The sequence below is a fragment of the Paraburkholderia elongata genome, assembly GCF_013177735.1.
Taxonomy (GTDB): domain Bacteria; phylum Pseudomonadota; class Gammaproteobacteria; order Burkholderiales; family Burkholderiaceae; genus Paraburkholderia; species Paraburkholderia elongata.
The window spans coordinates 1-26,590 of record NZ_WOEZ01000221.1 but is presented as its reverse complement, the minus strand read 5'-3'; the positions used below and the strand labels follow the sequence as shown (position 1 = coordinate 26,590).

At 58.9% G+C, this 26,590-nt stretch carries 15 protein-coding genes; 5 read left to right on the top strand and 10 right to left on the bottom strand.

Features of this window, described 5'->3' with window-relative positions:
- From istA to GNZ13_RS39285, 3 genes are all read left to right on the top strand, one after another.
- A partial coding sequence (istA, locus tag GNZ13_RS39295) for an IS21 family transposase (RefSeq protein ID WP_236002389.1) occupies window positions 1-1,301 on the top strand: 1,301 nt, incomplete at its 5' end.
- Entirely contained in the window at window positions 1,298-2,068 is a 771-nt protein-coding gene (istB, locus tag GNZ13_RS39290; RefSeq protein WP_172175294.1) for an IS21-like element helper ATPase IstB, read from the top strand. The genes istA and istB, both read left to right, overlap by 4 nt.
- A gap of 275 nt (window positions 2,069-2,343) precedes the next feature.
- A complete protein-coding gene (locus GNZ13_RS39285; protein ID WP_236002388.1) occupies window positions 2,344-2,937 on the top strand; it encodes a tetratricopeptide repeat protein in 594 nt (197 codons plus the stop codon).
- A 227-nt stretch (window positions 2,938-3,164) separates the two neighbouring features.
- Here GNZ13_RS39285 and GNZ13_RS39280 read toward each other — a convergent pair whose 3' ends face one another.
- The 6 genes from GNZ13_RS39280 to GNZ13_RS39255 all read right to left on the bottom strand — a co-directional run bounded on the left by GNZ13_RS39280 (window position 3,165) and on the right by GNZ13_RS39255 (window position 18,018).
- Entirely contained in the window at window positions 3,165-4,442 is a 1,278-nt protein-coding gene (locus GNZ13_RS39280; RefSeq protein ID WP_172175291.1) for a hypothetical protein, read from the bottom strand.
- A 559-nt stretch (window positions 4,443-5,001) separates the two neighbouring features.
- On the bottom strand, window positions 5,002-8,838 hold the full coding sequence (locus GNZ13_RS39275; RefSeq protein ID WP_172175287.1) for a radical SAM protein: 3,837 nt from the start codon (window positions 8,836-8,838) through the stop codon (window positions 5,002-5,004).
- A gap of 262 nt (window positions 8,839-9,100) precedes the next feature.
- A complete protein-coding gene (locus GNZ13_RS39270) occupies window positions 9,101-9,868 on the bottom strand; it encodes a hypothetical protein (RefSeq protein ID WP_172175284.1) in 768 nt (255 codons plus the stop codon).
- A gap of 184 nt (window positions 9,869-10,052) precedes the next feature.
- Entirely contained in the window at window positions 10,053-14,156 is a 4,104-nt protein-coding gene (locus tag GNZ13_RS39265) for an AAA family ATPase (RefSeq protein ID WP_172175281.1), read from the bottom strand.
- Window positions 14,157-14,332: 176 nt separating this feature from the next.
- Complete coding sequence (locus GNZ13_RS39260; protein WP_172175278.1) at window positions 14,333-16,768, bottom strand: hypothetical protein; 2,436 nt, start codon at window positions 16,766-16,768, stop codon at window positions 14,333-14,335.
- Window positions 16,765-18,018, bottom strand: a complete 1,254-nt coding sequence (locus GNZ13_RS39255; protein ID WP_216675209.1) for a hypothetical protein — start codon at window positions 18,016-18,018, stop codon at window positions 16,765-16,767. Before GNZ13_RS39255 ends, GNZ13_RS39260 begins: the two co-directional genes overlap by 4 nt.
- 1,106 nt (window positions 18,019-19,124) lie before the next feature.
- Here GNZ13_RS39255 and GNZ13_RS39245 point away from each other — a divergent pair.
- Together GNZ13_RS39245 and GNZ13_RS39240 are read left to right on the top strand one after the other, a co-directional pair.
- On the top strand, window positions 19,125-19,958 hold the full coding sequence (locus GNZ13_RS39245; protein WP_172175272.1) for a DUF932 domain-containing protein: 834 nt from the start codon (window positions 19,125-19,127) through the stop codon (window positions 19,956-19,958).
- Window positions 19,959-20,082: 124 nt separating this feature from the next.
- Window positions 20,083-22,308 carry a ParB/RepB/Spo0J family partition protein gene (locus tag GNZ13_RS39240; protein WP_172175269.1) on the top strand — a complete coding sequence of 742 codons (2,226 nt, stop codon included), beginning with the start codon at window positions 20,083-20,085 and terminating at the stop codon, window positions 22,306-22,308.
- Here GNZ13_RS39240 and GNZ13_RS39235 read toward each other — a convergent pair.
- The 4 genes from GNZ13_RS39235 to GNZ13_RS39220 all read right to left on the bottom strand — a co-directional run bounded on the left by GNZ13_RS39235 (window position 22,303) and on the right by GNZ13_RS39220 (window position 25,923).
- Window positions 22,303-23,073 carry a hypothetical protein gene (locus GNZ13_RS39235; protein ID WP_172175266.1) on the bottom strand — a complete coding sequence of 257 codons (771 nt, stop codon included), beginning with the start codon at window positions 23,071-23,073 and terminating at the stop codon, window positions 22,303-22,305. The genes GNZ13_RS39240 and GNZ13_RS39235 overlap by 6 nt on opposite strands.
- A complete protein-coding gene (locus tag GNZ13_RS39230) occupies window positions 23,066-23,758 on the bottom strand; it encodes a nucleotide-binding protein (protein WP_172175263.1) in 693 nt (230 codons plus the stop codon). Before GNZ13_RS39230 ends, GNZ13_RS39235 begins: the two co-directional genes overlap by 8 nt.
- Window positions 23,759-23,768: 10 nt before the next feature.
- Window positions 23,769-24,230 carry a hypothetical protein gene (locus GNZ13_RS39225; protein WP_172175260.1) on the bottom strand — a complete coding sequence of 154 codons (462 nt, stop codon included), beginning with the start codon at window positions 24,228-24,230 and terminating at the stop codon, window positions 23,769-23,771.
- Between the two features lie 1,501 nt (window positions 24,231-25,731).
- Window positions 25,732-25,923: a DUF1488 family protein gene (locus tag GNZ13_RS39220; RefSeq protein ID WP_328807362.1), complete on the bottom strand. Its 192-nt coding sequence runs from the start codon at window positions 25,921-25,923 to the stop codon at window positions 25,732-25,734.
- Window positions 25,924-26,590 lie beyond the last annotated feature (667 nt).

Genomic DNA, 26,590 nt, shown 5'->3' with positions numbered 1-26,590 from the left:
CCTCCTCGGGGAGTACGGAAGAGGAGGATTGCACATCTGCCCATAATGAGAAGCAGTGTCGCCGTCAGAGCCCGCAGATCCAACGACTTGCCAAGCTCCTTCCCATTATGGATTCCTTCGGATTAGGCGAGGAAGCTCAGGTCGACTATGGCGAAGGCGCACTGACCCGCGATCCGAAGACCGGCCGCTACCGGCGCCCGCGGTTGTTCGTGATGACCCTGCGGTACTCGCGGCGCAGTTTCCGGCACGTGGTCTGGAAGTCCAGCAAGCAGGTCTGGGCCCAGCTTCACGAAGAAGCCTTCCGCTACTTCGGTGGCGCTGTCAGCTACGTCGTCCTGGACAACCTCCGGGAAGGCGTCATCACGCCTGACCTGTACGAACCCGAGATCAACCGGCTCTATGAGGCGATGCTCGAGCATTACGGTGTCGTCGCCGATCCAGCACGTGTGCGCGACCCGAATCGAAAGGGGACCGTCGAGAACGCGATTCAACACACGCAGGGCACCGCACTTGCCGGCCGCCGTTTCGAGTCGCTCGAAGCCCAGAACGAATTCCTGATGCACTGGGAGGCAAACTGGGCGGCCAAACGCATCCATGGCAGCACCCGGCGACAGGTCGAGGCCATGTTCCAGGAGGAGAGGCCGCATCTGCGGCCGTTGCCGACCACCGGCTTCCGCTACTTCACAGAGGTCGTGCGTACCGTCTGGGACGACACCACTGTCAACATCGATCGCAGCAACTATGCGGCACGACCTGCACCGATCGGCAGTCTCGTTTCAGTGCGCATCTACGATTCCACCGTCGAGATCCGCGATCGCCGGACGCAGGCGTTGCTGCGCACGCATCCTCGCGCCCTGCAGGCCGGTTCACTCGAACTGCCTGAAGACGAACGCCCATTCAATCCGTCCCGCCAGAGCGCCTTCCTGCTTGCGAGCGCCGGCGACATCGGGCCACAAACAAAGGCGCTGTGCCAGCACATGTTCGACAGCGAAGGTCGCGTCGGCCACCGCGCCATGTGGGGCATCGTCGGTCTGGCGAAGAAGTATCCCGCCCGGCTCGTCGAACAGGCCTGTGATCACGCGTTACGTCATCACGTCTACCGCTACAAGCAGGTGCGCGCGATCGTCGAGCGGCTGTTCGAACAGGCACTTGAGCGTCTCGATCAGGCACCGCAGCTCGAGCTGCCTCTCACGCAGGATCACCCGCTGATCCGTCCTGCCGCCGAATACGGCGAACTCTTTACCCTCGGTGCGCAGCACGGCGCCGAATCTCAACCTCCAACTGGAGAAACACAGCCATGACCATGACATTACCGGAAATCGAACGGGCTCTCGGACAGCTTCGCCTGTCCGGCGTGCGCGACACACTTGAAACGCGCGTGCTGCAGGCCCAGGGCTCCCAGCAGCCATTCCTTGAAACCTTCGCACTGATCCTGCAGGACGAACTGGATCGCCGCCAGTCCCGGCTCATCGAACGCCGCTACAAGCTCTCCGGCCTCGAAGAGAAACTCACGCTCGCCGAATTCGACTGGGGCTTCAATCCCAAAGTGCCTCGCCAGACCTGCTTCCAGCTGCACACGCTGAAGTTCATCGCCGCCGGCGAGAACGGGCTGATCATCGGCAAACCGGGCACCGGCAAATCGCACATTGCAAAGGCCGTCGCCTACCAGGCCGTCCTGCAAGGCCACAAGGTCCAGTATCTTGAGGCCGACGACTTCTTTAACCGTTATGCCCTCAGCCCCACTGCCCAGCGCGAAGCCCGGCTGCGGGCCATCTTCGAGAGCGATCTGCTCGTGCTGGATGATCTGTTCCTGTCGCGTACGATCCCCGACGCCGCCGGCGCGCTGCTGCAAACCCTGATCCATCAACGCTACAAGCTGCATCGCAGCGTTCTCGTCACGTCCAACCGTGTTGTGCAGGATTGGGGCGCATACCTGGGCGACAACACGATGAGTACCACGATCCTCGACCGGCTTATGCACCACTGCCATCTGCTTGAATTCGATGGCCGCAGCTATCGCCTTAAGGAAGCCGCTGAAACGCTTGCGCGAAAAACGAAAAACAGCTAAACAAAATCCTTAGTCCTGCTGCACAGGGTGGGGGAATTTGCGCGACCATAAGTGGGGGAGTTTCAACTGACCGTCCGGGCGGTCGTGCAGCGTTTCGAGAAATCAATGGCCTGGTGGCTCAGGCTGAACGCCTCCGTTGGGTTTGGCCTTGGTGTCGCCGTCTGGTCGCTGGCTTCGGTCGCGCAAATGTGGACAACGCTCGCCAAGCGCTGCCCTTCTGGCAGCGCTATGTGAAAGCGAACCCCGAGGATCCAGCTGCGAGATGGGAACTTCTCATGACAACGTTTTATCTGCGTGGCCAAGGGGATAATGTCACGAAGTCCTACAGCGAGTTCCGCGAGGAGTTTGATCGGCATATCGCCCACGTCGACGCGTACAACGCCGCGCTGGCCTGGGATCGTCTGGGCCACTGGGCACAGGATGACGAGGACTGGGCGGAGGCGGAGCGGTGTTTTCGCAAGGCCTATAAACTGGCGGGGGGTGAGTACGGCTATTGCCTCGCAATCGCCCTCAACGAGTTGAATCGATTTGATGAGAGCGTACCGCTTCTGCAGGAGCAGGCCCAGACCGTTCAGCCGGATGCCATGAGCTGGTTTCAGTTGGCCGCAGCGTATGCCAACCTTAGCAGGTGGTCAGAGGCGATCGACGCCTACGAGAGGACACTTACACTCGACCCAGACCATGCCGTGGCGATGTTCGACCTTGGTGGTACTCACTGGAACAGCGGTGATGCCGTAACGGCCGTAGAGGTTTGGACCTCGGCGATAGTGCGTTTCCCCAGCCATGAACTCAGCGCCAAGCTTAAGCGCGATTTCCCGTTGTTGTTTGGTGATCTGGGAGCCGACCAATCCGACGATAGCGATTGTTAGAAGGCTCGCGGCGGGGAAGTCCCCGGCAAATAATTGAACAGCACCATTGTTGATTTGCCTTAGGTGTCAGTTCAGCGTGGACATCAACAGCCAAGAAATCGGTGAGCACGGCCGGCGCCTTCGAAAGCACGGAAAAACGCCCCCACAGGCCCGCCGGACGGCAAGTAGATATAAGCGCACATCGCCTTGGACGCTGATCGCTGCCACCATGGCGATCCTGGCTGTTTTCAGCCCACAAAATCTTCCCGCATACAGCGATAGATCGTCGAACCCATCTGTCTTGAGCGAAAGCCCTGGCTCAGCGGACGGCTTTGCGCTACAAACCAGACACCTGTCACGTGCTGGCAACCTTCGCTGGCAAACACTCTTTTAGCGATCGCATCAAGCCGCAAGCGGCTGGATTGAGCCAGTTCGTCGCTGGAAACTGGCAGGCCTAGAACCAGGAGTCCGGGCCGCTGCCCAGTAAGCTGCCTCTTCGCCGCCTCCTTCGCTGTCCGGGTAACTTTTTCCACGAACTGATCTTTCTCCTCGCTTCGCAGCGCCGCAATGACTGCTCCTCCGCCCCGCCGTGAGGGTTCACAAAAAAACGTGGTCCCGTCCAACCAGGTTGTATTGGTTACTTGACCGAAGATCCTGCGCGATCTCTGCCGGGCACCAAATGTGCGGTTTCGAAGATCGAGATCAGCCAGATGAAGCGGATCGAACTGCTGAATGCGCACAGTCACACCATCGAGATATTCGGTAGAGATCGTCGATGCGATATCTTCTGCGCCTGCAACCCGAGACAAGTCGGGCAGCATCCGCTTCGCCAGCATCGCCCGTTGAGTCGCCGACTTCAGGACGCTTTCAAAGTGCCCTCGCACGGAGATAGAAACCCCAAGCCCCACTGACAGGTTTTCGAGAACTTGCGGCATGGCCTTGACGAGAGCACCCCAAACCTCTCTTGCTGACTCGCGACCGATCTCTTGTCCCGTATCCTCCATGAACGATTTGCATTCGATCTCCAGTCCTCCTATCTGAGTGTCTTCCACCAGTAGATCGTACGTTGAGGTCTCCGGTGTATAGTCATCCAGCTCGCACCAGCGAACCCTATATCCCAAATTCGTATAGTGCGATGCTGTATTCATTTCCAGTTCCAGCCCCCTCAAGGCCCGAAGATCCCTCAATGCGCCTTTGACCCGAGCGACGAAGTTCTTTTGTGAATCGCTGTCACACATATCGACAAGAGACAATGTGCGTGTCATGAAGTCCACGGCATAGTCCAGCTTGCGCGCGACGATGTCACGCTCTAAGACCGCTCCATTAGATGCGTGGATTTCCGCATATCGTTCGAGCTCATGTATCAATTGATATTGATCGCGCCGATATGCTCCGACAAACGGGTACTGCTGCTGACTTTTGTCTATTGAATCGATTTCGCGCTTCCATGTCTCACGGCCAATCAGGGCTAAAAACCGCAAGAACGTTTCGTCGCTGTTACGCATCACGACCTGTGTCGCAATCATCCTCTTCCACTCCCGGTACCCTTCGCTTTTTCACCTCGACGCACAGAACGCCGTCCTGGAATCCATGCACCTCAATTCTGGCCCGCAACGCACACCATCCCTCCGCTAATGGGCACCTATCTACGATAAGGTGCCGGTAGCACCACGACCGGCTGACATTCGCATTGCGCAACAGTTCAATAGCCGTGCGCCAGCAATGCACCGTATGATTCAACGAAGGCGGGCCGCAAATAGAACTGCCGATAGGCCTGCTCGACAGTCCTGAAATACTCGGACGGCGAATCCCACGTTACATCACGCAGGAGGCTGCCGCCGTCCGCTTGCGCCTGGTGATAGTCGTTGTACTTCACCAGGTCAGCGAACTGGAAACCTAACGCGGACAGCCTGCGATAGCAGTCCATTTCAGCACCCGAGATGGGGCCACTTGCCAGGTCGGCGTGGTCCTTCAGAGCGACGTTGTAGTGTTGTGCGACTTGGAAGACCTGATCCCACTTGAGCGCCAGCTGGTCATAGCGGATAAAACCGTCAGCTCTAGCGTCGTCGACGTGCTGAACTTTACTCAGAACGGAAGCGGCCTTGGAGAAGTCCTTGTAAAGCGCAAAATACGCCAGTGTTGCGCCGCTCTGGATGGCAAAGTCGATCGTCTGCTGGGCGCTTTCCCGACTCTCCCACTGGCCTCCGAGCATGAAATAAGCCTTTGTAAGAATGTCCGCAGCCTGCAGTCGCCGGAACAGCCCTGAAATATCATCGTTAGCGACAAGACCACTCGCGGCCTTGCTTTTTCGACGCTGCTCTTCGCTACCGTGTTCCACTCCGAACGCGAGCATCCGACAGCCTGATCTTTGCAGACGGGCGATGAAGTCTCCGCCTCCGAACCAGCTCTCATACGCGACAAAGTCCTCGAAGCGGAAAATCCCCCGCCATCCAAATGCATCACCGGCAGCGGCTTTGATCTCAGCCATACCATCGAGAAAATCGTTGGCCCACGCAAACCCTGCATATTTCGCCCCCTGTCAGTCGCGCTTGAAGCGATCTGAGGTAGCAGGTTGTCGTCAACAAACTGAATCCTGAGGTCGCGATGTTGTGAGAGAAGCTGGCGAATCTCCCTGAGCACATGCGCCACTTCGCGGCGTTGCTCCCCTCCACTTTTGTCCCGCCGCTCAGTGCAGAAGACGCAATTCCAGTTGCACCCCTGCGACATGACCACATGAGCTTCATGAAATTTCTGCGACCTGGATCTTGTTCGTGCCGGTTCATACTGATTGGTCCCATTACGATAGACCCGGCGGTCCAGTACGACATGCAACCATGCGGGAAACGGCGTCAACGCGGACGGATGCGGCGATAGCCGGACAGGCGACACCCCAGCCGATGGATCAACACCACGACCCACAACGTTCCAGCTTTGCGGGTTGGCGAGAATGTCCTGCGCGGCAGGCCATGGGCCCGGATTTTTGAGACTTGCCACCAGCGCGGACAGATTTTCGACCGCGTCAGTCGCAACCGCAAAATCCCAGCTTGTCAGCGCATCCTCCATGTGCACCGTAGAAAATTGCCAGGCGTTGAGTTTGGCCGCCGGGCCGCCGACAACCAGCGTCGTGCTCTGAGTCCGATTACGAATATCGACGAGCATCGCCATCGTAGATCTGATCGTCGAGAACACCGTATTAAACCCAATCAGGTCGAAGGTTCGCGCCAGGCGCAGCACCTCGGTTCGCAGCTCCGGAAATCGGTGGCAGTCTGCCACTTGCACATCGTGGCCTTGCGCCACAAGATGGGAAGCCAACAGACCCAGACCCAGCGCAGGCGTACTCGTTCTCGACGCGCCCTCCGCGTTATCGCTAATTTCTATGGGCGGCAACACGAGCAGGATACGTTTTACCACCTGCATAGCGTCCGTCCTCGTAACCGCAACCTCCGGATGCGCCCTCCCGCGCAGTGCGGGCGCTTCTGCACCAACGACTGGGCCGATCAACCATCTGGCTACGGGAAAATCGAGCACCCCCAGCAGTTGTGGCATATCTGCGGTGACAGGCCGGGACCGCTCCTCCAGATAATGATTCAGGAATTCGCGGTGCAGCCACGGATGCCCGCCATCAGCAGCCACAGCTAAATCGACAATAGCGCCCAGTTCCTCATTCAGGGTGGCACCGAGGACAAGGTTTCCCGAGGCTACAGCAGCTTCCAGTCGGCGCCGCATTGTCTGTGAGAACGCCAGGTGGAGTGCGGCCCAGCGGATGCTCTCATCTTCATCTATGGACATGCAGCGCAAGACGTCGAGCACGACATGCGTCGGCAGGCTCACGGTGGCAAGCGCCGCGTACACGCGCTTGTCTCCCCGCCAGTGGCCCTTTATCGCGCCGGCATCGGGGTAGTAATGACGGAAAAAACCAACGGCCTGGTCGGCCACCTGCCTGCCGGGTTTCGGCTGCAAGGTCATTAACGCTAACGCTGTAGAAGCGAGTCCTGGATCGTCAGCAAACTCCGGAGCAATATCATGTGCGTTTTGCGTTACCCGTGTGCATCGCGCGAGTTCCTTCACAAATACAGGGTTGCCAGCGAGGTCAGGAACAAGTTGGGTGAGTTCGTAGTGTCGGCTGGAAAGACGTGCGAGTCGAGTCGCCAACCCGGTCTCACCCGCAAGCTGAACAGGCGCGAAGAACTGCGGCGCGATCTCGCTAGCCTCGTTCGCGAATTCCACCGCAAAGGTAGAAGCATAGTAAAACAGCTCTTTGGTGAGGAATGTGTCGCTCCAAATCAGCGTCAGCATAGCCTGCGGAAACGACTGGGAGAAATCTCCAAAACTCTGGCATATGTTCGCGCATGCCGCCATGAAGCGCCAGCATACATCCATGCGGCCTGAGTCCCGAGCTGTTTCTCCCGTCGCCCCCTCCACTGCCATCCGTTCGGCTATCGCATTGCCAATCGTGCGGAGATTTTCAAGCAGTTCGGATCTGTTCCGAAGATCCGCTTCCTTGCCTGCGTCACTCAGACTGTTAAACGCTGTCGTCAAGTCGCCCCAGTCGTCCTCGAGGTCGAGTCCGCCCAGATCGTCAAGAATGCGCTCAAGTACATGATGGGATTCGGACTCCTGTCGTGCGCTTTCCTGCCGGACGGACCAATGTACCGATCCCGGAAAATACCAGCCTGTCCCCTGAAGCATATCCAGAGCACAACGCTTCCAGCTGAACTCGCGTTTAAGCAGACTAGCCAAACCAATCGCAGCCTGCTTGCGTGCTTTGAGGTCAACAATCATGCCGAGCAGGATATCGGCGAAATTCCTCATGTCTTCCGGATGGGGCGCGCCTGCGGCCGAACTGCCTCCGACGTTGACATATTCAACACTCGAGAACGGCACTTCCGGAAACTGCTGCTTTAGATCGTCGATCAGCATGGCGAGACCGGATTGGCGCGAACATACCAGCGGGACCCCAGCGCACAGCGCATCCCACCCGCTCAGGCCGAACCCTTCGTGCCAGGAGGGCATTAGCGCTACGTGACACTTCGCCAGACGATTGCGCAGAGCGATCTGGTCATTGGAAAATGGCTCCGCATGAAGCATAAACGCTGCGTCATGGCCGCCAATTGCTTTCAATTGCTCGATCGTGTCGCGGTCTTTAACCGGATCGACGCCCCAAGCGTAGAGCTGCCCGCGCATAACCCACGGCGCAAGACCATCTTGCCGGCCTCGCGCGTATGCCTCCGCCAGCGCATGGACGGCCAGTACCGAATTCTTGATCGGATCGTCCTCGCGATTGAGGCGACCTGAAATAAAGAGCTGCAGATCCGCGCGGGGGTCATAACTCTGCACCTTGACCTTGTCCACTCCCGGCAACAGTTGCCTCACCGGCGATCTCGGTCGACGCGTGGCGCTGCGCGCTGAAGCAAGGTTGCGCTGTAAAAGTGGCCCCACCGCAAACGCGCAATCGGCAGCCGCAAGGATTTCCCGCTGCTGGGCCGAGCGCCGTGCTACCTCTGCTGAGGTCAGGTTCTTCATGAAGGCGTAGGCCGAGTAGTCCATGTGACCAACGACCCCTGACTTGACGTCCGTACCGTCAGGTAGGGACGCACGAAGCGCGTGGGCACAATCGATCGCCGCCTGCCCGGTGATGACGTCGTGTCCCACTACCAGCACGCCTTGCAGAGTTCCTGACTCCAGAGCCTCGCAGCGGGCGACGATATCGCCCGCCAGGACCGTTGCCGAGAACGTATCGTGTGCAACAAGTTCAACCGGATCAGCGTTTGCATCGGCCGGCATCTGATTCACGAAGCAGATCGTCATGCTTCCCTTGGGAAGCGCCTGCGTCAGCCCTTTCGCCAGCCCGGTGTTGAACACATTCAACCCGCCCAGTTCGCTTCCCCATCGAGTTGCGAGCAAAGCCACCACGTACGCCATGTTCACTCCTGGTACGACGCGGCGCCCCCTCGCTCAACAGTGGAAGAGCGCTCAAGTTCACGGCACTATCGCCTCGATGCAACTCCCGAAATCGATCCGGCGCGAAGAGATCAGGGCGCTCTGTAAGGCCAACGCCGTTGTAGTCGGGTCACCGCGTCTTTTATGCGTTCGCGCGCATCGCTGATGCCGAAAAACGCATGTTGAATTCCAATTTTCTCCAGCTACCCCGTTGGCGCTCGCGGCATGAAACGCCGCAACCCGCTCACGTCCTGGTTTTTTTCGGCGAGCGTCGAACCCAAACCGCGAACCGTCCGATGAGGCGAATTGCACCGACGCACCTAGACACCTCTGTTTCACCGTTCTCGATCCTGAACTGGCCCGGTCCATCTGGAACAAGCGTCGCATCGTGAACGAGCCGGTTTAGCAGATCCAGCCCGGAAAAATTGAACATCCAGTTTCTGACGGAATCAACAATATTCTCGAATCCGGAACCAACCACGATCCATTTCGTCACACTGAATATCAGGTAGAAATTCGCCGTGACGAGAAGCGCGTTCCCTGCTACGACAAACCACTTCGTGAGTGCGCCGGCGGAGACCGATACAAGCAGCAATTTTCTCGTGACTACCGTCGAAACAAAGTCCGCCAATACTCCCAAAACTGCGAAACCCCAGAATCGTTTGACCACAAACGGGGGAAACGTCCCATCGAAGAGCCACAGGCGGTGTCCATACATCAGCCAACTGATCACCAGAATCGTCACAATCCACCCAATACTGATCGCGACAGACACGGACACAGCGCGCAATGACAGCATACGCGAGCCGAACACTGCTTCTGACGACAGCGATGCAAGCACGTAGGCTTTGGAAACAGACGGCGTCGCAGCCAATTTTCTGAACTCTGCGGCAAATCGCTTTCCAATACCAGGTTGTACAGCGTCTTCCGCCACTTTCGCCACTGCAAATAGAAATCCGATGGTGGCGGCTATCAAACCGAAGGTCGCCCGAATGAAGTCAATCGTTGTCATTTCTTTTTCTCATCCGCCCCGAACGCGCTTCCTAAACGGTACGCATGCGATCAGGCAAAAAAGCCGAATTGCTCTGGGAAACTGCGAAATACGGATTGCACGAGTGTCACGTCTTCACAAAACACCCGGGCCTTCTTCGAAGCGCCTTGAACTACACAGTTTCGGCAACGGTCCTTGTTGAAACTTAAGGTAAATTCTCTTTCGGTGATACGGCCGGAGCGGCATCCAGACAGGCGCCGTTAGCGAGCAATCGAAGCATCTCGCGAAGCTCTGGAGCCATACGCACCGAGACAGCCCCTTCTGCCGCAAGCAGTATCTCCGCAACAGTCGCAAGCTCAAGGCGATCGACAGCCAAAGCGGCCTCTATCGAAGGTATCGTAATTTTCGGACTCCGAATGGAAAATCGGTTTTCGATAGCCCTGTGCCACGCAGCGCGCGCCCACGGCACGAACGCTCGCAAAACGACAACTGAAAACGATGACTGCCGGACGGCCTGAACAAACCGCAGCGTGACGCCAAATAGCTGATCAGGTGTCAGCGCATCCTGCGTGATAACCGTATGAACCGCACGGCACACAAATATGCGAACGTGTTCGACAGTCCCGCCATCGTTCAGCATAATGGCAATGAGTTCTCTACCCGCATCAGCACCGGACGTCCCCACCAACAACCTGCTCAACTCCGCCAACGCATCGCGCCGCCGGTTCATTGCCGCAAACATCCCGAACGTGAGGATTGCATCCTCGATTTGGCGCTGGATTGGCGGCGCGTCGAGCTGTGTCACCCCGGCGGGCGGAATTGTGCCATATGCCGGGTGAATGACGTCGCCTTTGCGCAACTCTTCAGAATGCTCTACCAGATAGGCCAGAGAAGCGGTCCATGGGTGAAACTGCCCCATGAAGCCGTCGATGTCCATACGAGCTAGCGCACACGCCACGAGTTCGTGACGTGTGGTTATTTCCAGCGATGGCACAGCCTTTCCGTTCAGGCGTTGAACGAGATTCGCGTCGGCCGTCGCCACGCCAAGATGTCGTCCCTCTATAACAGCCTGCAGGTGCCACGCCACATCCATGCTCGCACACGGAAGGTTGCGTATCGACTCCGGAGGTTCGGGGTTGCTACACATTCCCGGGACCATCACGGGCGGCGTGCCATCGACTTCCAGTGTATGCCCGGTAGTCTGACCAAACATCCACAATAAGCCATGGCGCACTACTCGCTTGCAATATTCCGCCTTTGTCGAAGCATCCCCGTCCAGAGTTCCTAGCAGTTCAAGGACTTCCGCATACATCGAAACAGCGCGCGCTGTTTCCCCAGCACGATATGCCGCGAGCGCCTCGTCTGCATGCAAACCAATTTCCATTGGACGCATCGTTTTACTCAGTGCCTTGGAAGCGGCTACGCATGAGCGGCCGAACCACACTGTTGCGGAAGTCCAGTCTCCGGTCTCTGCAGCGCTGATCCCCATCTCACGACAGAGATATGCACGTTCGACGGGATCACCTTGTGCGAACCCGACTGCCTCCTCAGCAAAGGACGCAAGAGCATCTTCGTGACGTCGGTGCCGGAAATGAATCTTGGCCCGAGCCCTCGATATCACAGGATCCGTACCAGTTTCCTGCTCGGCCCGGGCTAGCACGTCGAGTGCGGCCTGCTCCTGCGCCCCATAGTCGTCTAGCATGATTGCCTGAGCGACATAGCAACGCAACGCCAACTGGGGGTAGCCCCACCGACCGGCTTGAGAGGCCATGACTGCGTATGATGCCGCTGCGCCAGACCAGTCAAGCGACTCGCTCTTCGCTTCAGAAATCCACGACGCGTTAACCAACAGCGCGTAATCGCTTGGCATCTGAGATGCTTCTCCTAGATATCGCTCCCGATATGGCCGGTCAAGCAGATCAAGTGCATTAAACAGTTGGACCTGGTCATTGACTGTCTGCGCATTCGTCGCATGCAAGATGAACAGGCTTCCAATCAGGGACACCTTCCGGCCGTTTTGTTGCGGCGCCGATGACTCTGCGTTGTCGACAATCAACCTCAACTCGCGAGAGGATTCTGTGAGCTCATCAAGACGTCTGAGCGCGCCAAACCAGTTAGGCAAAACACCCGCGAGCGACGTCGAAATGAGTACCTTGAATAGCGCGATGTACTCGAGCTTCGTATCGAATGGACGCTGTCTGGTTTGCTGAAGCAGCCGCTCAAGCGCCTGCCAGACACTTCGTACACCGCGTGCATCGTTTGTTTGGGCGACGAGAAGCAGTTGCGCCAACCTGAGCACCACGGACAATATGGGACTGTCGGGAAACACCTCGAAGTCGGTCGACATTCCTCTCAAGCCCGGCAGCCAGGCAGCAAGTCGTCTGCATTCCCTCTCTCTAATGGCGATCACCGCCATTGAAAACTTCAGCAGCTCCGACTGCAGCCTGCCCTCGAGCGCATACACGAACACCGCGTCCGCTTGCCTGACATCGAGACCGTTACCGGATGTCAGCTGTTGAACGGCTACGCGACGGACGGACACTTGCTCGTCGGGGGCTAGTGTGTCACGTCCGACGTTGGCGACGAGAGGCGAGTTACGGAGTTGCCCGTTGCTCAAAGCGTCAATCCACGGGCCAACGAGGATGTCCAATCGCTCTCCGGGCACATCAAGCTGGGGGGCTATTGTGGCCACATGCACTGCGAGCGAGCGCGAAAAACGCCCAATGAGCAGGCTTACGCGGTAAAGCAATCTTCTAGGTTCGTCCTGAAGTACCTCGGTCAAGCGTCGTCGCACAGTGCTTCGGGCGGCCTCAACATCTGGATTCGAACCCGCCGCTGATGAAAGGGTAGCGAGCTCGGTTCTCGGCCAACCGCGCGCCCGAAGTCCGGCGAGCAACGCCCGAACAAGTTGTGGGTGTCCCATCCCGCCGTACATGTAGACGGGCCTCTTCCAGACGTCCTGATCGCCGCCCGCGGCTTTTACAAGGTTACCCACTTCGCTCTCGTCCAGGTGCGGTACCGGAATAACCGCTTCCGGGCCTGCGCCCAACTGGTCAAGCAGCTCCACTGGAGGCGTCCGGTATGTTGTGACCAGGCAAAAGACGCCCTGCCGACGCAGGCTGCGAATCAACCTCAACAGTGCCTGGGCGGTTGCGTGATTCTCCACGTCGTTCAGGTCGTCGAGTATCAGGCCGCCTGGAAGCGTATCCGATATCTGTCCGAGCGCACTTTGCAAGCGACGGGCACATTCATTCGTAGTAGTGTCACGAACGTCAAGGACATACCATGGTTTGCCCGTTGACCGGGCGACGAGCCTTGCTACGATGGTCTTTCCTACCCCTGTACCACCGGTGAAGAACAGGATCCGCTCGTTCAGGAGTTTGCCGCTCGCGAAGCTAACGAGATCTTCGCGCAAGGCCAGGCCAGTTGGAAGCGACAGATCGGCCTCCGCCTCCAGCAGATTCTGCGTCGGCATGCCTGAAAAGAAAGTGCCTGCCGGCTGTTCCGACAACCGTTGAATCACGTTGTTGAATGCCACCTTGGAGACAGACATCCTTGTGTGTTGCTCGCACAAATTCAGCAGGTCTGCTCCAATCAGCCGGCGCGGCACCGGACCGACTACCGTATCGAAAATCTTTGTCAGAACCGCCGATGGAAGTGCAAAACATTCACTCGGTGCAAGCTGGAACCGCTCTGAGCCAAACTCAACAAGCAACGCGTCAAGGTCAGCCTTGATCGCCCCGAGTTCCGGGCGTCCGCAGTCCCACTGAATCCGCTTCAGAAGATGTTCGCGCAGTTCTTCATCGCTGCGCGCTTCAATGAAGGTCCTCACACGGGAGGAAAGATCGGCTCTCAATAGAGCCGCACGCAAGGGAGCAACCTCGGCGCTCACTGCTGCTCTGGCCCAGTACGCAAGCACGCTTTCGCCAGCAATCCGGTCGTCAAGACTTCGTTCCGTGCCTATCTCGGACGTGGTCAGATACCTGAGCGTCACAGCGACATTGGGGTTTCTTTCGCAAAGATCCACAAAAGCATCAATTGCCTGCCGAACGTCTTCTGTATTGATGGTGATCGCGCCGCTCGGCGCAGTGTCCTTGACCTGGACGCCCCGAAGCACCTGATTGGCGAGTGTCGCATAGTCCTCCGCCACCTCGAGGTACAACTGCCGCCCTTGCCGAAGATCAACCCAGGCCAGCGCGCTGGCATATAGCTGATACGCATAGCCACGAAGCGAGGCAATCGCCTGCCGCTTTGGGTCACCAGTCGGGTCATCAGTTAGACGCGGCCCCGCGGAGAAATCGTTAATCATGTCACTCCGCAACAGCAGCCAGAAACACCGGGCAGTGGAGCTGCCAGATTTCGCGCCCGCATAGACTTGCGGGGACGCACGAGGACGAAAAGCCGCTGTTCCAACGTAAGATTCGAGAATCCAACAACACCAATGACCTCCACATAGTCCGCCGATACGCCCTGAAACTAATCGAGTCAAGCATCGCGCGTACTTGTCGACTGATCACTGCCAGCAGTCTGCGTCATCAGCATATCAAGTTGCACAGCGCTTTGTTGATCGACCTCCTGCCCGTCCCGCAAGCCATCCGGCGTCACGGCCTCGCTCGACGATAGAGCCAGGGTGGGACGCACCGCCAGCGTGCTTTCGGGGGTCTCACGCCAGATGAGATATTGCGCGATCAACACTGCACTCTCTTCAGCCGCAGCGGCACCAATTATTCGATGGCAAAACTCAAGAAGATGCGCGTTATGCAGAGTCAGACGTCCTGTCGCCAAGGCAACCAGGAACTCCATAAGCGATTCGGATCGCTCACTAATCTGCTCCCCCGGGACCGAGTGTAGAAGCACGCTGAGCATCCGTTCACTCAACGCGGCGTCACATGCTCCATAGCTCAATTCCTTCGGGCGAGCCGCGCGTAGCAGGCAAGCTTGCAGCACCCCGTCATTGAACCGGTCAAAGTTGTCCGGCGAAATAATCGAGCGTTCATAAGCGTTATAGGACAAACGACGCCCCGCATTAGAACTCATCCGCAATTGCGAGAGCAGAAGACTCACGACGACGTACAGGTCCGCCTGCGTGGCGGCTGGAGGATGACGAGCATCAGTCAGGAGCGAAAAGTCGGACCTCAGCGCAAGGTGCTCGCCGCCGGCGGCAGGCCAGAAGAGATCGTCAATCAACCCTGTGCCTGGTGCCGCCTGCAACCGCGAGATTCGCGCCTCCATATTTGCAGGGACCATCAATTCATTCCTGTCTGCAAACGACTGGATCCGGAGCAGTTCCTGAAGCTCCTTCGCCCAGCTCGCTTCCTCCTCATAGCAGTTGACAGGCAGGCTGATCAAACAGTGCATCGAGAACGTGGTTGGCCCGTGTTGACCGAATGTCAAGTTAGACCGCAGCCGGTCCGCTTCTGTCTTCGGACACATCATATGCAAAGCAGCCAGGTAAGTTGTCGAGCCGCTTTCCTGAACGTCTCTAAGCGTGCGTGACACCGCCAGCAACTCCTTTCCCTCGTCGATGCACGCCGACACCACAACCGTCGACGTACCCGCCTCAGGTACCGCTGAGCGCAATTCGGCGACCGACAATACCCGTAGTCGGTCGCCGTCCCTGAGTAAAGGACGCATCGTTTGTGCGATAGCTTCTGCAATCTCCGTGGACTGCGGATAAGAACATGCCACGATGTGTCTTGACGACACCGAGGATGACCGCCGCACCAGCGATGCCCACTCCTCGCGTTTTTGCGTGAGAAAGCCCCGATTTTTTTCGGTAAGGGGTCCACTCAGGATAGAACTAACATTTGCGGCTATCGAAGCTACACGATCGCCCTCTTGCCGACGGAAAGCGCAAAACACCCGCAGCCCGAGTAGAGCTGACAGTGTCGGCTTCAGCTCTCCGGGCAGGTCCGTCGCCTTGATCTCCACCGACGAGACGTTCGGTGGAGCGATAGCAAACTGGTCCCCCTGTATCTGTATACGGTGATAGTGTTTCTGGCAGCACGGGCAGTCCGCTTCCCGGTAATTCCTGATAGCTTCAAGCCCCTGTCCATTTGTGCCACGAAGGTTGCACAACACACGCCCTGATTCGGAATTCGCGTCGGATAGATAGAACAAGGTTACGAGGCGATCGGGCAACGCCCCCTGCTTGATGAGACGCTGTGCTAACCCACCCGATGTTGACGCTGAAATCAGAAACAGGGCCTCGCGCGCATGATGTTCCGCAATTTCATCAACACCGTCATGAGATCGGTGCGACCAGACCAATGGTTGCCCAGCTAACCCACCCCGAACAGCCGCTTCGTAAACCATCTTTTGCGCGACAGAATAAATGCCAGATGTGTCGACCACGACATATCGTATGGGGGCGTTCCACAGGTACCCAGCGAGCCAGTACGCCAGCAGACAAACGTTCGCTCCGTCCTCGAGGACGTTTGATACCCGCAGGAAACGCTCTGCATGACTATCAGAGGTCTTTACATAGTGGGTGCCTGTGGGCGCTCGCTGCTCGCCACCACCGGCCTTGAACGCTGCGAGCAGGACCGCCTGCTGCTCCACTTGGAGAACTTCGCTCGCTTCACGTCGACGTCCATCGACATCTTCATCAACGTGCCGTCCCTGCGTCTCGTCGAACAGGATGAACCGCACACCGGTTTCGATCAAGCCGACGAGATTTTCCAAGCGTCCACACAGAACACTCCCATCTTCGCGTACCCATTGCCGGACGCGATGCACGTCCTCCTGATACCCAACGATGTGAATAGTATCGACAGTAACGGTGGCGCCTGTTATTGCGTTGACGACGACCTCATCGAACTCCTGTAGGGTCACGTTATGATTTGCGACGAAGATACTGAGCACTTGCTCCTGCCGGCCGGCGACGTCCTTGCTATAAAAATGGATTGACAGGGCGTTCATGCGCCCCCCATCGGGATTAGGAACGACACCACCGTGCCCTTCACCTCCGGATAGTTGCTCGGAACTGTGGACAATCCTCGCTTCCAGTCCAGTAGCTGCTCCTTGGGCACGCGCGCTCCATCAGTCGTTTCTGTTGACGCGAGGTCAAAAGCGAAACCGAATTGTCGATAGGCGTGTATCGCGTTGGTACGGACACTGATGAACCCCCGAAGTTGTTCGAGGCTCATCAAGACCTTCCACAGACCAAAGCCACGGCCGTTCGACCCTGTAGTCGTACGGCCTTTCTGAAAACAGCTAAGTACGGCCTCAAGCTGCGACCGTCCGTCATCAAGATCCTTCCGCTTCCCGATCCATCTCGCAGCCATCCCCGGACCTGAATCGATTACGCTGATCTCCAGAAATCCCTCAATGGCGGGGCGCGGGGAAAAACGCACACCCGGCTTTGGTTCGCGCTGGACAAAAGACGCAAGATACCGCTCCGCTGGGGTTGCGGTCGGGAGCCGCAGAGCGGCCAAGGCAGATTCAACCTCATGGATGGAATAGAAACGGCAGTAAAGGCCTCTTACCGACGTCTGAACGTCAGCACCGGTCACTTCCGATCGGGCGTGATCGTGCGTATTCTTGAACGTCTCAAAGACAATCGTCGTCAGCGCCTGCCGCAACATTGAACCCGCTGCTTCCCAAGTCGGAGCCCCAGTAGGACTGACGGCAGAGATGAACTGGTCAAGCAGCGGCCCAAAGCTCTCCCAAGATAGCAGCGAGTCAGGCGTCTGACGGCTATATAGCTGCTTGGGCAAGCCGTATTCGGGAGGTTTGTGATCTGCGCAAAGAATAAACGCAGTACTGCGCACCGATGCCAAATCCGGCCAGCGTGATTGCTCGATAAGAAGCAGCTCCTGGTATTTTCTTCTTTCCCGTCGCCGTTTTGGATCCACCATGGAGTCAGGTAATGCCTGTAGAGCAGCGACAGCAGAAGAAAAATGCGTACCCCACCGCGCCAGAGACGATTCGTCCTCGCCCTCGCTGAGCACGATTCCCTTCTGACCAACGGTGGCAACTCTTTGAGCAACAAGCGGCTCTGCTAACGCTGGCGCACCAGCCGCCAACAGTTTTTCGAGAGCCACCTCAGCAGGCGCTACCGAATGCACCGATCCTGAGAACGGCCCAAGCCAGGTGGGTTCAAACGCATCCGTCGTCACAATACTCCCCGATTTGTCCACGCCCCGTTGCAAACATGACAGCAGTTGCACATCCCACATTCATTGGCCGGAGGCGCGACTTTGAATACGGATCGCTATACGCAACGTCGCACGTCCTGAAACGAAGATTATTGTAACCGGGAGTAACAACACAGTCACCCTCGCCCAAGCTTCTAGCACACGCGCTCACGCTGCCTCACGGCATCTCATTTTCATCCGACGTCGATCCATTGCAGGCTGGAGCGACGTGGGGATATTCAATGCCGATAAGGAAGCTGGAGGATATGCGCCATGGATCAAAAAATGCGCATGCAAGACGTCGTGAAAAAAATCGGCCTCCGCCGCGCGACCATTTGCGCAATGATCAGCCGCGGAGAGCTCCCACGTCCGAGAGAGAACGTGCAACCAGGTGACGTGAGTCGGAACTGGAAGACTGGCACGCGAATCGCCCTACAGCGACGCAGACGTCGTCACTCAACGTGTCTAGGAGTCGATGATCAGTTTATGGTCACCGACGTCACAACGATTCACCTGCCAGCATGGTCCTGCAACATGCCTTCGCACTGCAGCGGCATGCATAGGATTGTCTCGTAGTGCGCGCTGTTTCCTTTTCGGCCACCGTCGATCACGAGTCCATCAGACAGTCCAAAGAACCAAGTGTGACCGGAGGTAGTTAAAAATATGATAGCAGCGGAACGATAACCATCCGCAAAGGCCGGTCGCCTCCCGACGCTAACGCATCGGAACCGGGCTTTCGCGCTGCGCGTCGAGCCGCGCCCCCGCGTCTCGCCCCTGTCAGACATCAATACCTGGCGCAGCAGTCAACCCCGATCATCTTCCAGCCTTTCAGTTGTGCCCCTGCCCGGTCAACCCGTGGCATGGCATGCACCCGACTCCCAGGTTCCCGCCCTTGACCCGCGACCGTAGCCGATAGCGGGTGGGCATCAAGGGGCGAGGGACCGTGTTGCCCGCACCCCTCCCTCGCCTTTCTCCTTGACGCCCACCCGCTATCGGCTCCTCCAGTCGCACGGGCGGGAACCCGGGAACCTGGCGGCAGCAAAGCCAACCCCGAGTTCCACCGGGAGGTGTCCAGCCGCAACGGCAAGTCACATCCCGTCGCCCGATTCAGGTCCTCAACCTTGACTGTGGAGATTGCCATGCAACTCGCTTCCTCTTTCCGTTACGGCTCCCCGATGCTTCGCGCCGACTCGCCCCTGTCGGACGACCAGATTCGCCGCGTTGCCCCGTCCATCTTCGCCGACGGCAAGCACGAAAGCCGCTCCGAACGCTACACCTACATTCCAACGATCGACGTTCTGCGCGGCCTGCGCAACGAGGGTTTCCAGCCCTTCATGGTCTGTCAGACGCGCGTACGGCACGACGACCGTCGCGAGTACACGAAACACATGCTTCGGCTTCGTCACGCTGAGCAAATAACCGGCGAGGAAGCCAACGAAATCGTGCTGTTGAACTCGCACGATGGCACCAGCAGTTACCAGATGCTCGCGGGCATGCTGCGCTTCGTCTGCCAGAACGGCATGGTGGCGGGCGATAACGTCGCCGATATTCGCGTCCCGCACAAGGGCAACATCGTCCAGAACGTGATCAACGGCGCATTCGACGTGCTCGACGGCTTCGACCTGATCCGCGAGCAGAAGGAAGGCATGCGCGCCGTCACACTCGACCGCGACGAGCAGCACGCATTCGCCCGCTCCGCACTTGCGCTGCGCTACGACCCGACCGACGCAGAGACACCGGCCCCGGTCACCGACAGTCAGTTACTCGCCCCGCGCCGCTTCGAGGATCGCCGCGACGACCTATGGACCGTCTTCAACCGTGTCCAGGAAAACCTCACCAAGGGCGGGCTGCATGGACGCTCACGCACGGGTCGCTCAACGTCCACCCGGCCTATCACCGGCATCGACCAGAACGTGAAGCTCAATCGCGCGCTCTGGATGCTCGCGGACGCCATGCGCCAGATGAAGGCGTAGCCACGACAGGTGCAGGAAAGCCACTACTTCTCCCTTTCTGTCAGGACTCCTCTCCGGGTCGAGTCCTGATGAAATCCGATACTGCCCGACCCGGAACTTATCTTTCTACATTCTGGAGTCAGTCATGCAAGCCCAATCCGAAACCACCCCGGCAGACACCGCCGAACCGGCTACCGTGCTCGAATCCCACTTCGGCAACGAGCAGCCCATCGTGACCGTGCCGTATTCCACCCTGCGGCCTTCGCCACTCAATGCGCGCACGAAACCCCTGTCGGGCATTCCCGGCCTCGCCTCCAATATCCGGGCCAAGGGTCTGCTGCAAAACCTCGTCGTCCACGAGATAAAGGGATCGCGCGGCAGGCAGCGAAAATATGGCGTGTGCGCCGGGCAGCGCCGCGAGGCCGCACTCGACCTCCTGTTCGAACAGAAAGACATCGGCGCCGATTACCCGGTCCCCGTGCGGATCGTCAGTGAAGGCGAAGCCCTCGCCATTTCCCTAATCGAAAATACCGAGCGTGAAGGACTCGATCCTTTCGACGTGCTGCGCGCATACCGGATGCTGGCCGAAGAAGGACGGAGCGTCGATTACATCGCCGCGCTCTTTTCCGCCTCGCCGCTCACGGTCAAACGGCGCATGAAGCTCGCCAACGTATCCCCAAAACTGTTGACCCTGCTGCGAGAGGATGCGATCACGCTCGACCAGCTTGCCGCACTCGCCCTCGCGGACAACCACGAAACGCAGGAACACATCTGGTTCGATGCAAATGAGTGGCAGCGCCAGCCAAACTATCTGCGACAGGCCATCACGCGGGCCGAAATCGACGCGAGCCGCAGCCGCCTTGTGCGCTTTATCGGCCTCGACACCTACGAAGCCGCAGGCGGGTACGTACGCCGTGACCTCTTCAGTGACGACGGGAATGCGGGCTACATTGCCGATGCCGAACTGCTGCAGCGTCTCGTCGCGCAGAAGCTCGACGCGGCTGCAGAAGAAGTGCGCGCCGAGGGTTGGGGCTGGACAGAAACCCGTGTCGAGCGCGACATGCTGGAGCTTAACCGCTACGGCAAGCTGCGCCCCATCCAGCGCCCCTTTACGGACGACGAGCAGCGCGAGATGGATGCACTCACCGCACAGCAGGACGACCTCGCCGGGAAGCTGGAGGAACTGTCCGAGGACGATGAAAATGCCTATGAGGAAGCTGACCGCCTTGATGCCGAAATCGGACGGGTCGGCGCCGCGATTGTCGCGTTCGAAAGCCGCTCCCTGGTGTGGGATACACAGCAGATGGCCGAGGCGGGCGCGTTCGTGATCATCGATCCGCAGGGAAAACTGCTCATCGAGCGCGGTCTCGTGCGGCGCGAGAACAGTGTGGCGCTGGACGCGGCGGGTGCGACAGTCACCGGCACGCCGCAGGCGAAAGCTGCGGACCCGGCAGATGGTCCTGTACCGAAGATCAAACCGGTCCACAGCGCAAAACTCTGCCAGCGGCTCACCGCGCACCGCACCGCCGCCATCCACGCCGAAATGGTCGCGCAACCCGCCGTCGCGCTCGCCGCGCTGTTGCGGCATCTCGTTCCGCGGGCGCTGCCCGAGCATTACGGCTACACGTCCGCGCGCGACTATCTGGCGCTATCGGGCGACAACAATCATGACAGCCTGCTACGCGCGGCGGACGACCTGCCCACCAGTGCTGCGTGGAACACCGTCGAAGCACAACGCGCCCGATGGACCGCCGAGTTGCCCGCGAAACACGCCGACCTGCTGCCGTGGCTCGCAAAGCAGGATCCGGGATCAACACTGCTCGATCTGCTTGCCTTCTGCACGGGCACCCTACTAGACGGCATCGCGGGCGAGGAAAAGCCGCAGGCGATCAGCGCGCTTGCGGACGTGCTGAACCTGGACATGACCCGGTACTGGACACCGACGCGTGCCACGTATTTCGATCATGTCAGCAAGGCGCGCATCGGGGAAGTCGTGTCCGCAGCCGTTTCGCCAAAGGTTGCCGCCGACCTCGGAAAGATGAAGAAGGCAGACGCCGCTGCCGCAGCCGAACTACGTCTGGCGAAGGTCGCATGGCTCCCGGAAATCCTCACCGATACGGAAATCCCGGTCACGCCGTCATGGGAAGCGCACGACGACGAAGACGGAGACGCCCGGGCGGACGAACACGGCCCGGAGACCGGCAACGGTCCCGACGACGCACAGGAGGATGACGACGGTGCCGCCGAGCCTGGGAGCGATCACAGTGGCATCAACAACACGGCTCGCGATGTGCCCGTGTCTCCCGTCGCAGTCGGCATGCAGCCGCCGTGGCCCTTCCCGACCGCTGCTGGCCTCGCGCACGCTTCATGACGCTCTCGCGCTCATGAAAGGCGACACCAACGGCACATGACCTGTGCGGGCTGACGGCAAACCGTCTGCCCGCACCATATGATGACCGGAATAGCGACCCGCCAGCCCACCCGCTGCCGTCGCGAGCAGAATTACGATCAGCGCTCCGGCCACCAGTGCGCGGAATGCCTTCGCTATCCGTCGCGCCGCTATCTGGTCAACCTTCGCAGCGCGCGCCGCCGCCTCGCTCATCTCCCGTTCAAAAAGAGCTGCCGCCGCGTCGAGCCGCTGCCGGTGCTCGCGAGCCGCTTCAGCTACCGCGCCAACCACCCGGTTTCCCGCTATGCGCGCAATCCGGTCAGCAGTGCGCTCCGCCTGCGCAACCAACGCGTGCTCATTCAGCGCCGCGAGCGTCGCGCGATACCTCGCCTCGTGTTCAACGGCCATGCGTTCCGCGAGTTCGATGGTCGCCTTGCAGCGCGCAAGCGCGTCGCGGTGCTGGGCCATCAGCGTATCCGTCGCCTCACGTGCTTCCTCCCGTATCGCGTCCAGATTGCCCTTGCCTGCCTGCTGGATGCGTTCCGGCATCGCCTCGTAAAGCCGCGCATAGTATTCGAGCACAGCCAGCACAGACCACAGCGCATCGTTGTCGCGCAGGTTCATAGCGGTCGAGACACGACGCATGCGCAGCAGGCTCGCGTCATCCGGCTTCTCCCCGGTCACGTCGTAAAAGAGCCGAGCGAGTGGATCAACAGGACGTCCGCGCCCCGCCCGCCGCTCAGGCATTGCCCGTCACCCCCGCGAACATCGCGTCATAGAGCGCCCGCCAGCGCAGCAGTTCCGCGCGTTGCCCGATGGGCAGCGACTCCGCCGCCTTGTGCACCGACAGGCGCTGACTGCGAAGATCGTCCGCCACACGATCCGCAAGTTCCGGAAAGTCGAGCGACTGGCCCTTCGCCTCGACACTCTTGCGGATTTTCGAGTCCTGATACAGCACGAACCTGTCCGGTGTGCCGTAGTGGCCATTGCGCACAACGTGCGTCATCGCGTCCGGGAAGGTTTCACCGAACTGGCGCAGCAGTTCCAGACTGTCGCGCTGCCGGTTGATCACCCAGAACACGACGAGCCGCCTGCCAAGCTCGCCCAGCGTGCTGGCCAGCGTCGCGCCGTAGCGGGCGACGCCATGCTGATTGCGGGCTGCCGTGCTGACCACCACAACCGCGTCGCGATGCTCGTCGCAGTAGTTCACGAAATTGATCCACCCGTCCGCCTCGTCCAGATCGAACGCTGCGCAATCAATCTCGCCCTGCACGGCCTTCATCACGTCAGGGTTTGACGTGTCGTTCTCAACCAGCACAGGCTTGACGCCGCGCCGCTGCAGATGATCGACCAGCGCGAGCGCAACAAGGCTCTTGCCAACGCCGCCCTTGCCACCGCCCACAAGATAGATGGGATTGACTGTCGTATCCATCTCGACTCCTCTACAGATCGTCGGTGTCGGGCCGGATCGTAAACCCGAGTGCGCCTTGCACCGGCCCGGATTGCGGTCTGGCTTCCGTCTTTCCCCCATCCTTGCGAACATGCTTTGTCTGAGACGTCGCATCGTGCACACGCGTTTGGATCGTAGACGCCTTCTCGGCACCAGTCGCACGTGCGCCCGGTGTGGGTCGTACGACACTGCCTGCACCACTGCCTTTTCCGGTCGAGCGCAGTGCGTATCGAATCGTCCCAGCCGTGATATCAAGACCCTGCTGTCGAGCCTGCTCCGCGATCTGTTCCAGCGTATAGCCCTTCTCTTGCGCACTCCTCACGCGCACACGTATGTCCTTCATCGCATCGCGCACCGTCACGCCACGTTCGGTATCCGGCTTCTCTGGCAGCGCATCGAGTGCGCGACCAAACGCCTCCCATTGCGACTTCGTATAGACCTTCGCAATAGGCATCGTTACCCTCCTGAACATCGGCTATGCATCGCTGTGACATCATCGTGCGCATCTCTTGGGCACGCGTCAACACGGCTTTTCCGCACGACTTGCTCGTGCAGGAACACACCGGCGTTGAAGGGAAAGCAGGAGAACAACTCACTTCTTTTGCGCATGTGGTATGCGCGCGACACGCTACACCAACGCGTCAAGCAACGCCCGGGTGGCGCCGCCGTTCACTCCCGAAACCATCACCTTGACGCAGGATTCTGGCTTCCCTCTCGTCACGTGTGCGCGTGCGGATTTCAACCCTCTATGCCGGAATTACTCACAGTGCTTCACGCTTAAACGAGAGATCCACGCTCACACGTTAGCGCATCGCCTGCACCTCAATTCACGCAGGTCCCCGTCTGCTCTGCGCAATACGTTGACAGCCCGGGCACTAGACTTCGCTTTTTTATACGGCCCGCGAAACGCACCGCTCAGCGCATCTGCTCTGCGAACCATTCGCACTTTTCACGCGTGCCAAACACGACAAAGTACGCACATTCCACACATCCGGTTCGCCACTGGTCAGCAGTTCATGGCGTAGCGGTTACGCATCCCTTAAGACATCGCTTTACGCAATGCGTTGACTTCGATGCCAACCCTACGTCGCATCGTCTTAGCAAGGACAACGCACGTGGTTCTCCGAGGCTCGATCGGACGTTTACGCGAAGGCAGAAACCTCTACGCACGGCGTTCACTCTGGGCCACAAAAAATGCACCGAAAACAAGGGATGGCAGGATAGGCTACCGCCGGTTTTGGGCGCCGTGTGCAACACACTTCTACTAGATAAACATGGTCGCGGCCTCAGTAACCTTGCGCTTGTTAACAAGCAAGTGCTCTCGCGTTGACCGGGATCCTGTTGCGTATTACGGTAATCTGATCGATCAGATCAATGCGGACATCGAAAACTGTTTTCGTAGCCGCCGAAATAGCTCGCCGTCTACAGCAGCGTTGAGAGACTGAACCTGCGCTACTTCAGTCGGTCGGCGACGATGTCGCGCCAAGAGACTGCTTGCAAAGAACAACGAGTTGTTAGAGGCGTCGACGCGGTCGGCGGGCGTCGGCCATTGCTAGCTCGTCGTGAGGCGGCTGCTTTACCGAAAGCGGCCCTCTTGCTGCGTCGGTCGGGGCCTCAAGGAAATGCAAAGAACGATACGACTTCGAGTTCGACAACCACCAGCCGATCCGTGCTGTCCGCCGTCGCTTTTGCGATACCTGGTTGCCGCAATAACGTGCGCTATCGCCGCCCCGACCTGCAGATTCACTTGCCCCGAACGCCGCGCCGGCACCAAGGAGTGGTCACTATCGTGCGATTTGGGGATTTTGCATAAAAGGAATTAGCAACTATTGAACTATGAGAATTCGATTTGCCTGTACCCAAGCAACGCCGGCCTAATGCCCGGTGACAAAGTCATCGCTGGTGAGTCGCACCGTATGACCGGCACGCGCCCGCATCTTCCTTTCCGCGACCGCTTAGATACGCTTTCGACCGTTCTCGAACGCCTTGAGCATGCGATTCCCATCGGCGCCCGGCACCAGCCAGAAATGGACTTCAAGTGCCTCCCGTGTGATTGCGCACTCGGCGATGCCAATCCGTTCGGACAACCGGAAGTCGATTCGGCTTCCGTCGGCCGAGACGCTTGGCGCGAAATCAAGAACGTCCATTCCATTCCTCGTAAATTCACCGGCGAACTTTCGGGTTGCTGTCGCTCGCTTGCAAATTTACCAGAACACGCGTGGCAGCCAGCTGCGATTGTCACTAAAGACTGCGGATTCAGGTACGCGCTTGTGGAGACCCCCGGCCCTTTAAAGACTCGGTTTTGACGTTTGTGGGTTATGAATTCGTGGCTGACAGTTAGTTGCATTGTTGTAACTTGAAAGCGGCTTGTAGCGGTGAGCTGTTACGGGAGGCGAAAGCAAATATATGGCAGTCGGGACGCGATGAATCCGTGGTCCGCGGACTATAAACTCCCCGGAGTCTGGCGGCTTCTTCTACGAGGATCCAGGAGCGAACTCTCCAACAAAAACCGTAGGTGCAGCGGAATGGGGCCCGTTGAGGGGCGTTGAGGTCATCAACCTGAACAACACGACCACTGTCTGCTGGTAGGCGCGATCAGCCACAGCCCTGTTGCGGGCGTGGCATTGACAGTGGCGATCCACCTAGGCCGTATGGCGGTCGAGATTGTTACGTGAACCACGCCCAGAGCGGGTGCGGTACGATGGTATGGCATCAACGGAGGCGAACATGGCATGGGACTTTCAACCGACTACGGCGTCAGACCTGGGGCAACGCCTGTCCGAGTTGCGGTCGCAAGCGCTTGCGGCTGTGCAC

What these genes read in the sequence shown, in the direction of transcription:
- GNZ13_RS39220 (WP_328807362.1), bottom strand. Translation starts at nt 25,923, where the DNA reads ATGGACGTTCTTGATTTCGCGCCAAGCGTCTCGGCCGACGGAAGCCGA.
- GNZ13_RS39285 (WP_236002388.1), top strand. Translation starts at nt 2,344, where the DNA reads ATGACAACGTTTTATCTGCGTGGCCAAGGGGATAATGTCACGAAGTCC.
- GNZ13_RS39245 (WP_172175272.1), top strand. Translation starts at nt 19,125, where the DNA reads ATGCAACTCGCTTCCTCTTTCCGTTACGGCTCCCCGATGCTTCGCGCC.
- GNZ13_RS39270 (WP_172175284.1), bottom strand. Translation starts at nt 9,868, where the DNA reads ATGACAACGATTGACTTCATTCGGGCGACCTTCGGTTTGATAGCCGCC.
- GNZ13_RS39275 (WP_172175287.1), bottom strand. Translation starts at nt 8,838, where the DNA reads ATGGCGTACGTGGTGGCTTTGCTCGCAACTCGATGGGGAAGCGAACTG.
- GNZ13_RS39225 (WP_172175260.1), bottom strand. Translation starts at nt 24,230, where the DNA reads ATGCCTATTGCGAAGGTCTATACGAAGTCGCAATGGGAGGCGTTTGGT.
- istB (WP_172175294.1), top strand. Translation starts at nt 1,298, where the DNA reads ATGACCATGACATTACCGGAAATCGAACGGGCTCTCGGACAGCTTCGC.
- GNZ13_RS39240 (WP_172175269.1), top strand. Translation starts at nt 20,083, where the DNA reads ATGCAAGCCCAATCCGAAACCACCCCGGCAGACACCGCCGAACCGGCT.
- GNZ13_RS39235 (WP_172175266.1), bottom strand. Translation starts at nt 23,073, where the DNA reads ATGCCTGAGCGGCGGGCGGGGCGCGGACGTCCTGTTGATCCACTCGCT.
- GNZ13_RS39265 (WP_172175281.1), bottom strand. Translation starts at nt 14,156, where the DNA reads ATGATTAACGATTTCTCCGCGGGGCCGCGTCTAACTGATGACCCGACT.
- GNZ13_RS39260 (WP_172175278.1), bottom strand. Translation starts at nt 16,768, where the DNA reads ATGAACGCCCTGTCAATCCATTTTTATAGCAAGGACGTCGCCGGCCGG.
- GNZ13_RS39280 (WP_172175291.1), bottom strand. Translation starts at nt 4,442, where the DNA reads ATGATTGCGACACAGGTCGTGATGCGTAACAGCGACGAAACGTTCTTG.
- GNZ13_RS39230 (WP_172175263.1), bottom strand. Translation starts at nt 23,758, where the DNA reads ATGGATACGACAGTCAATCCCATCTATCTTGTGGGCGGTGGCAAGGGC.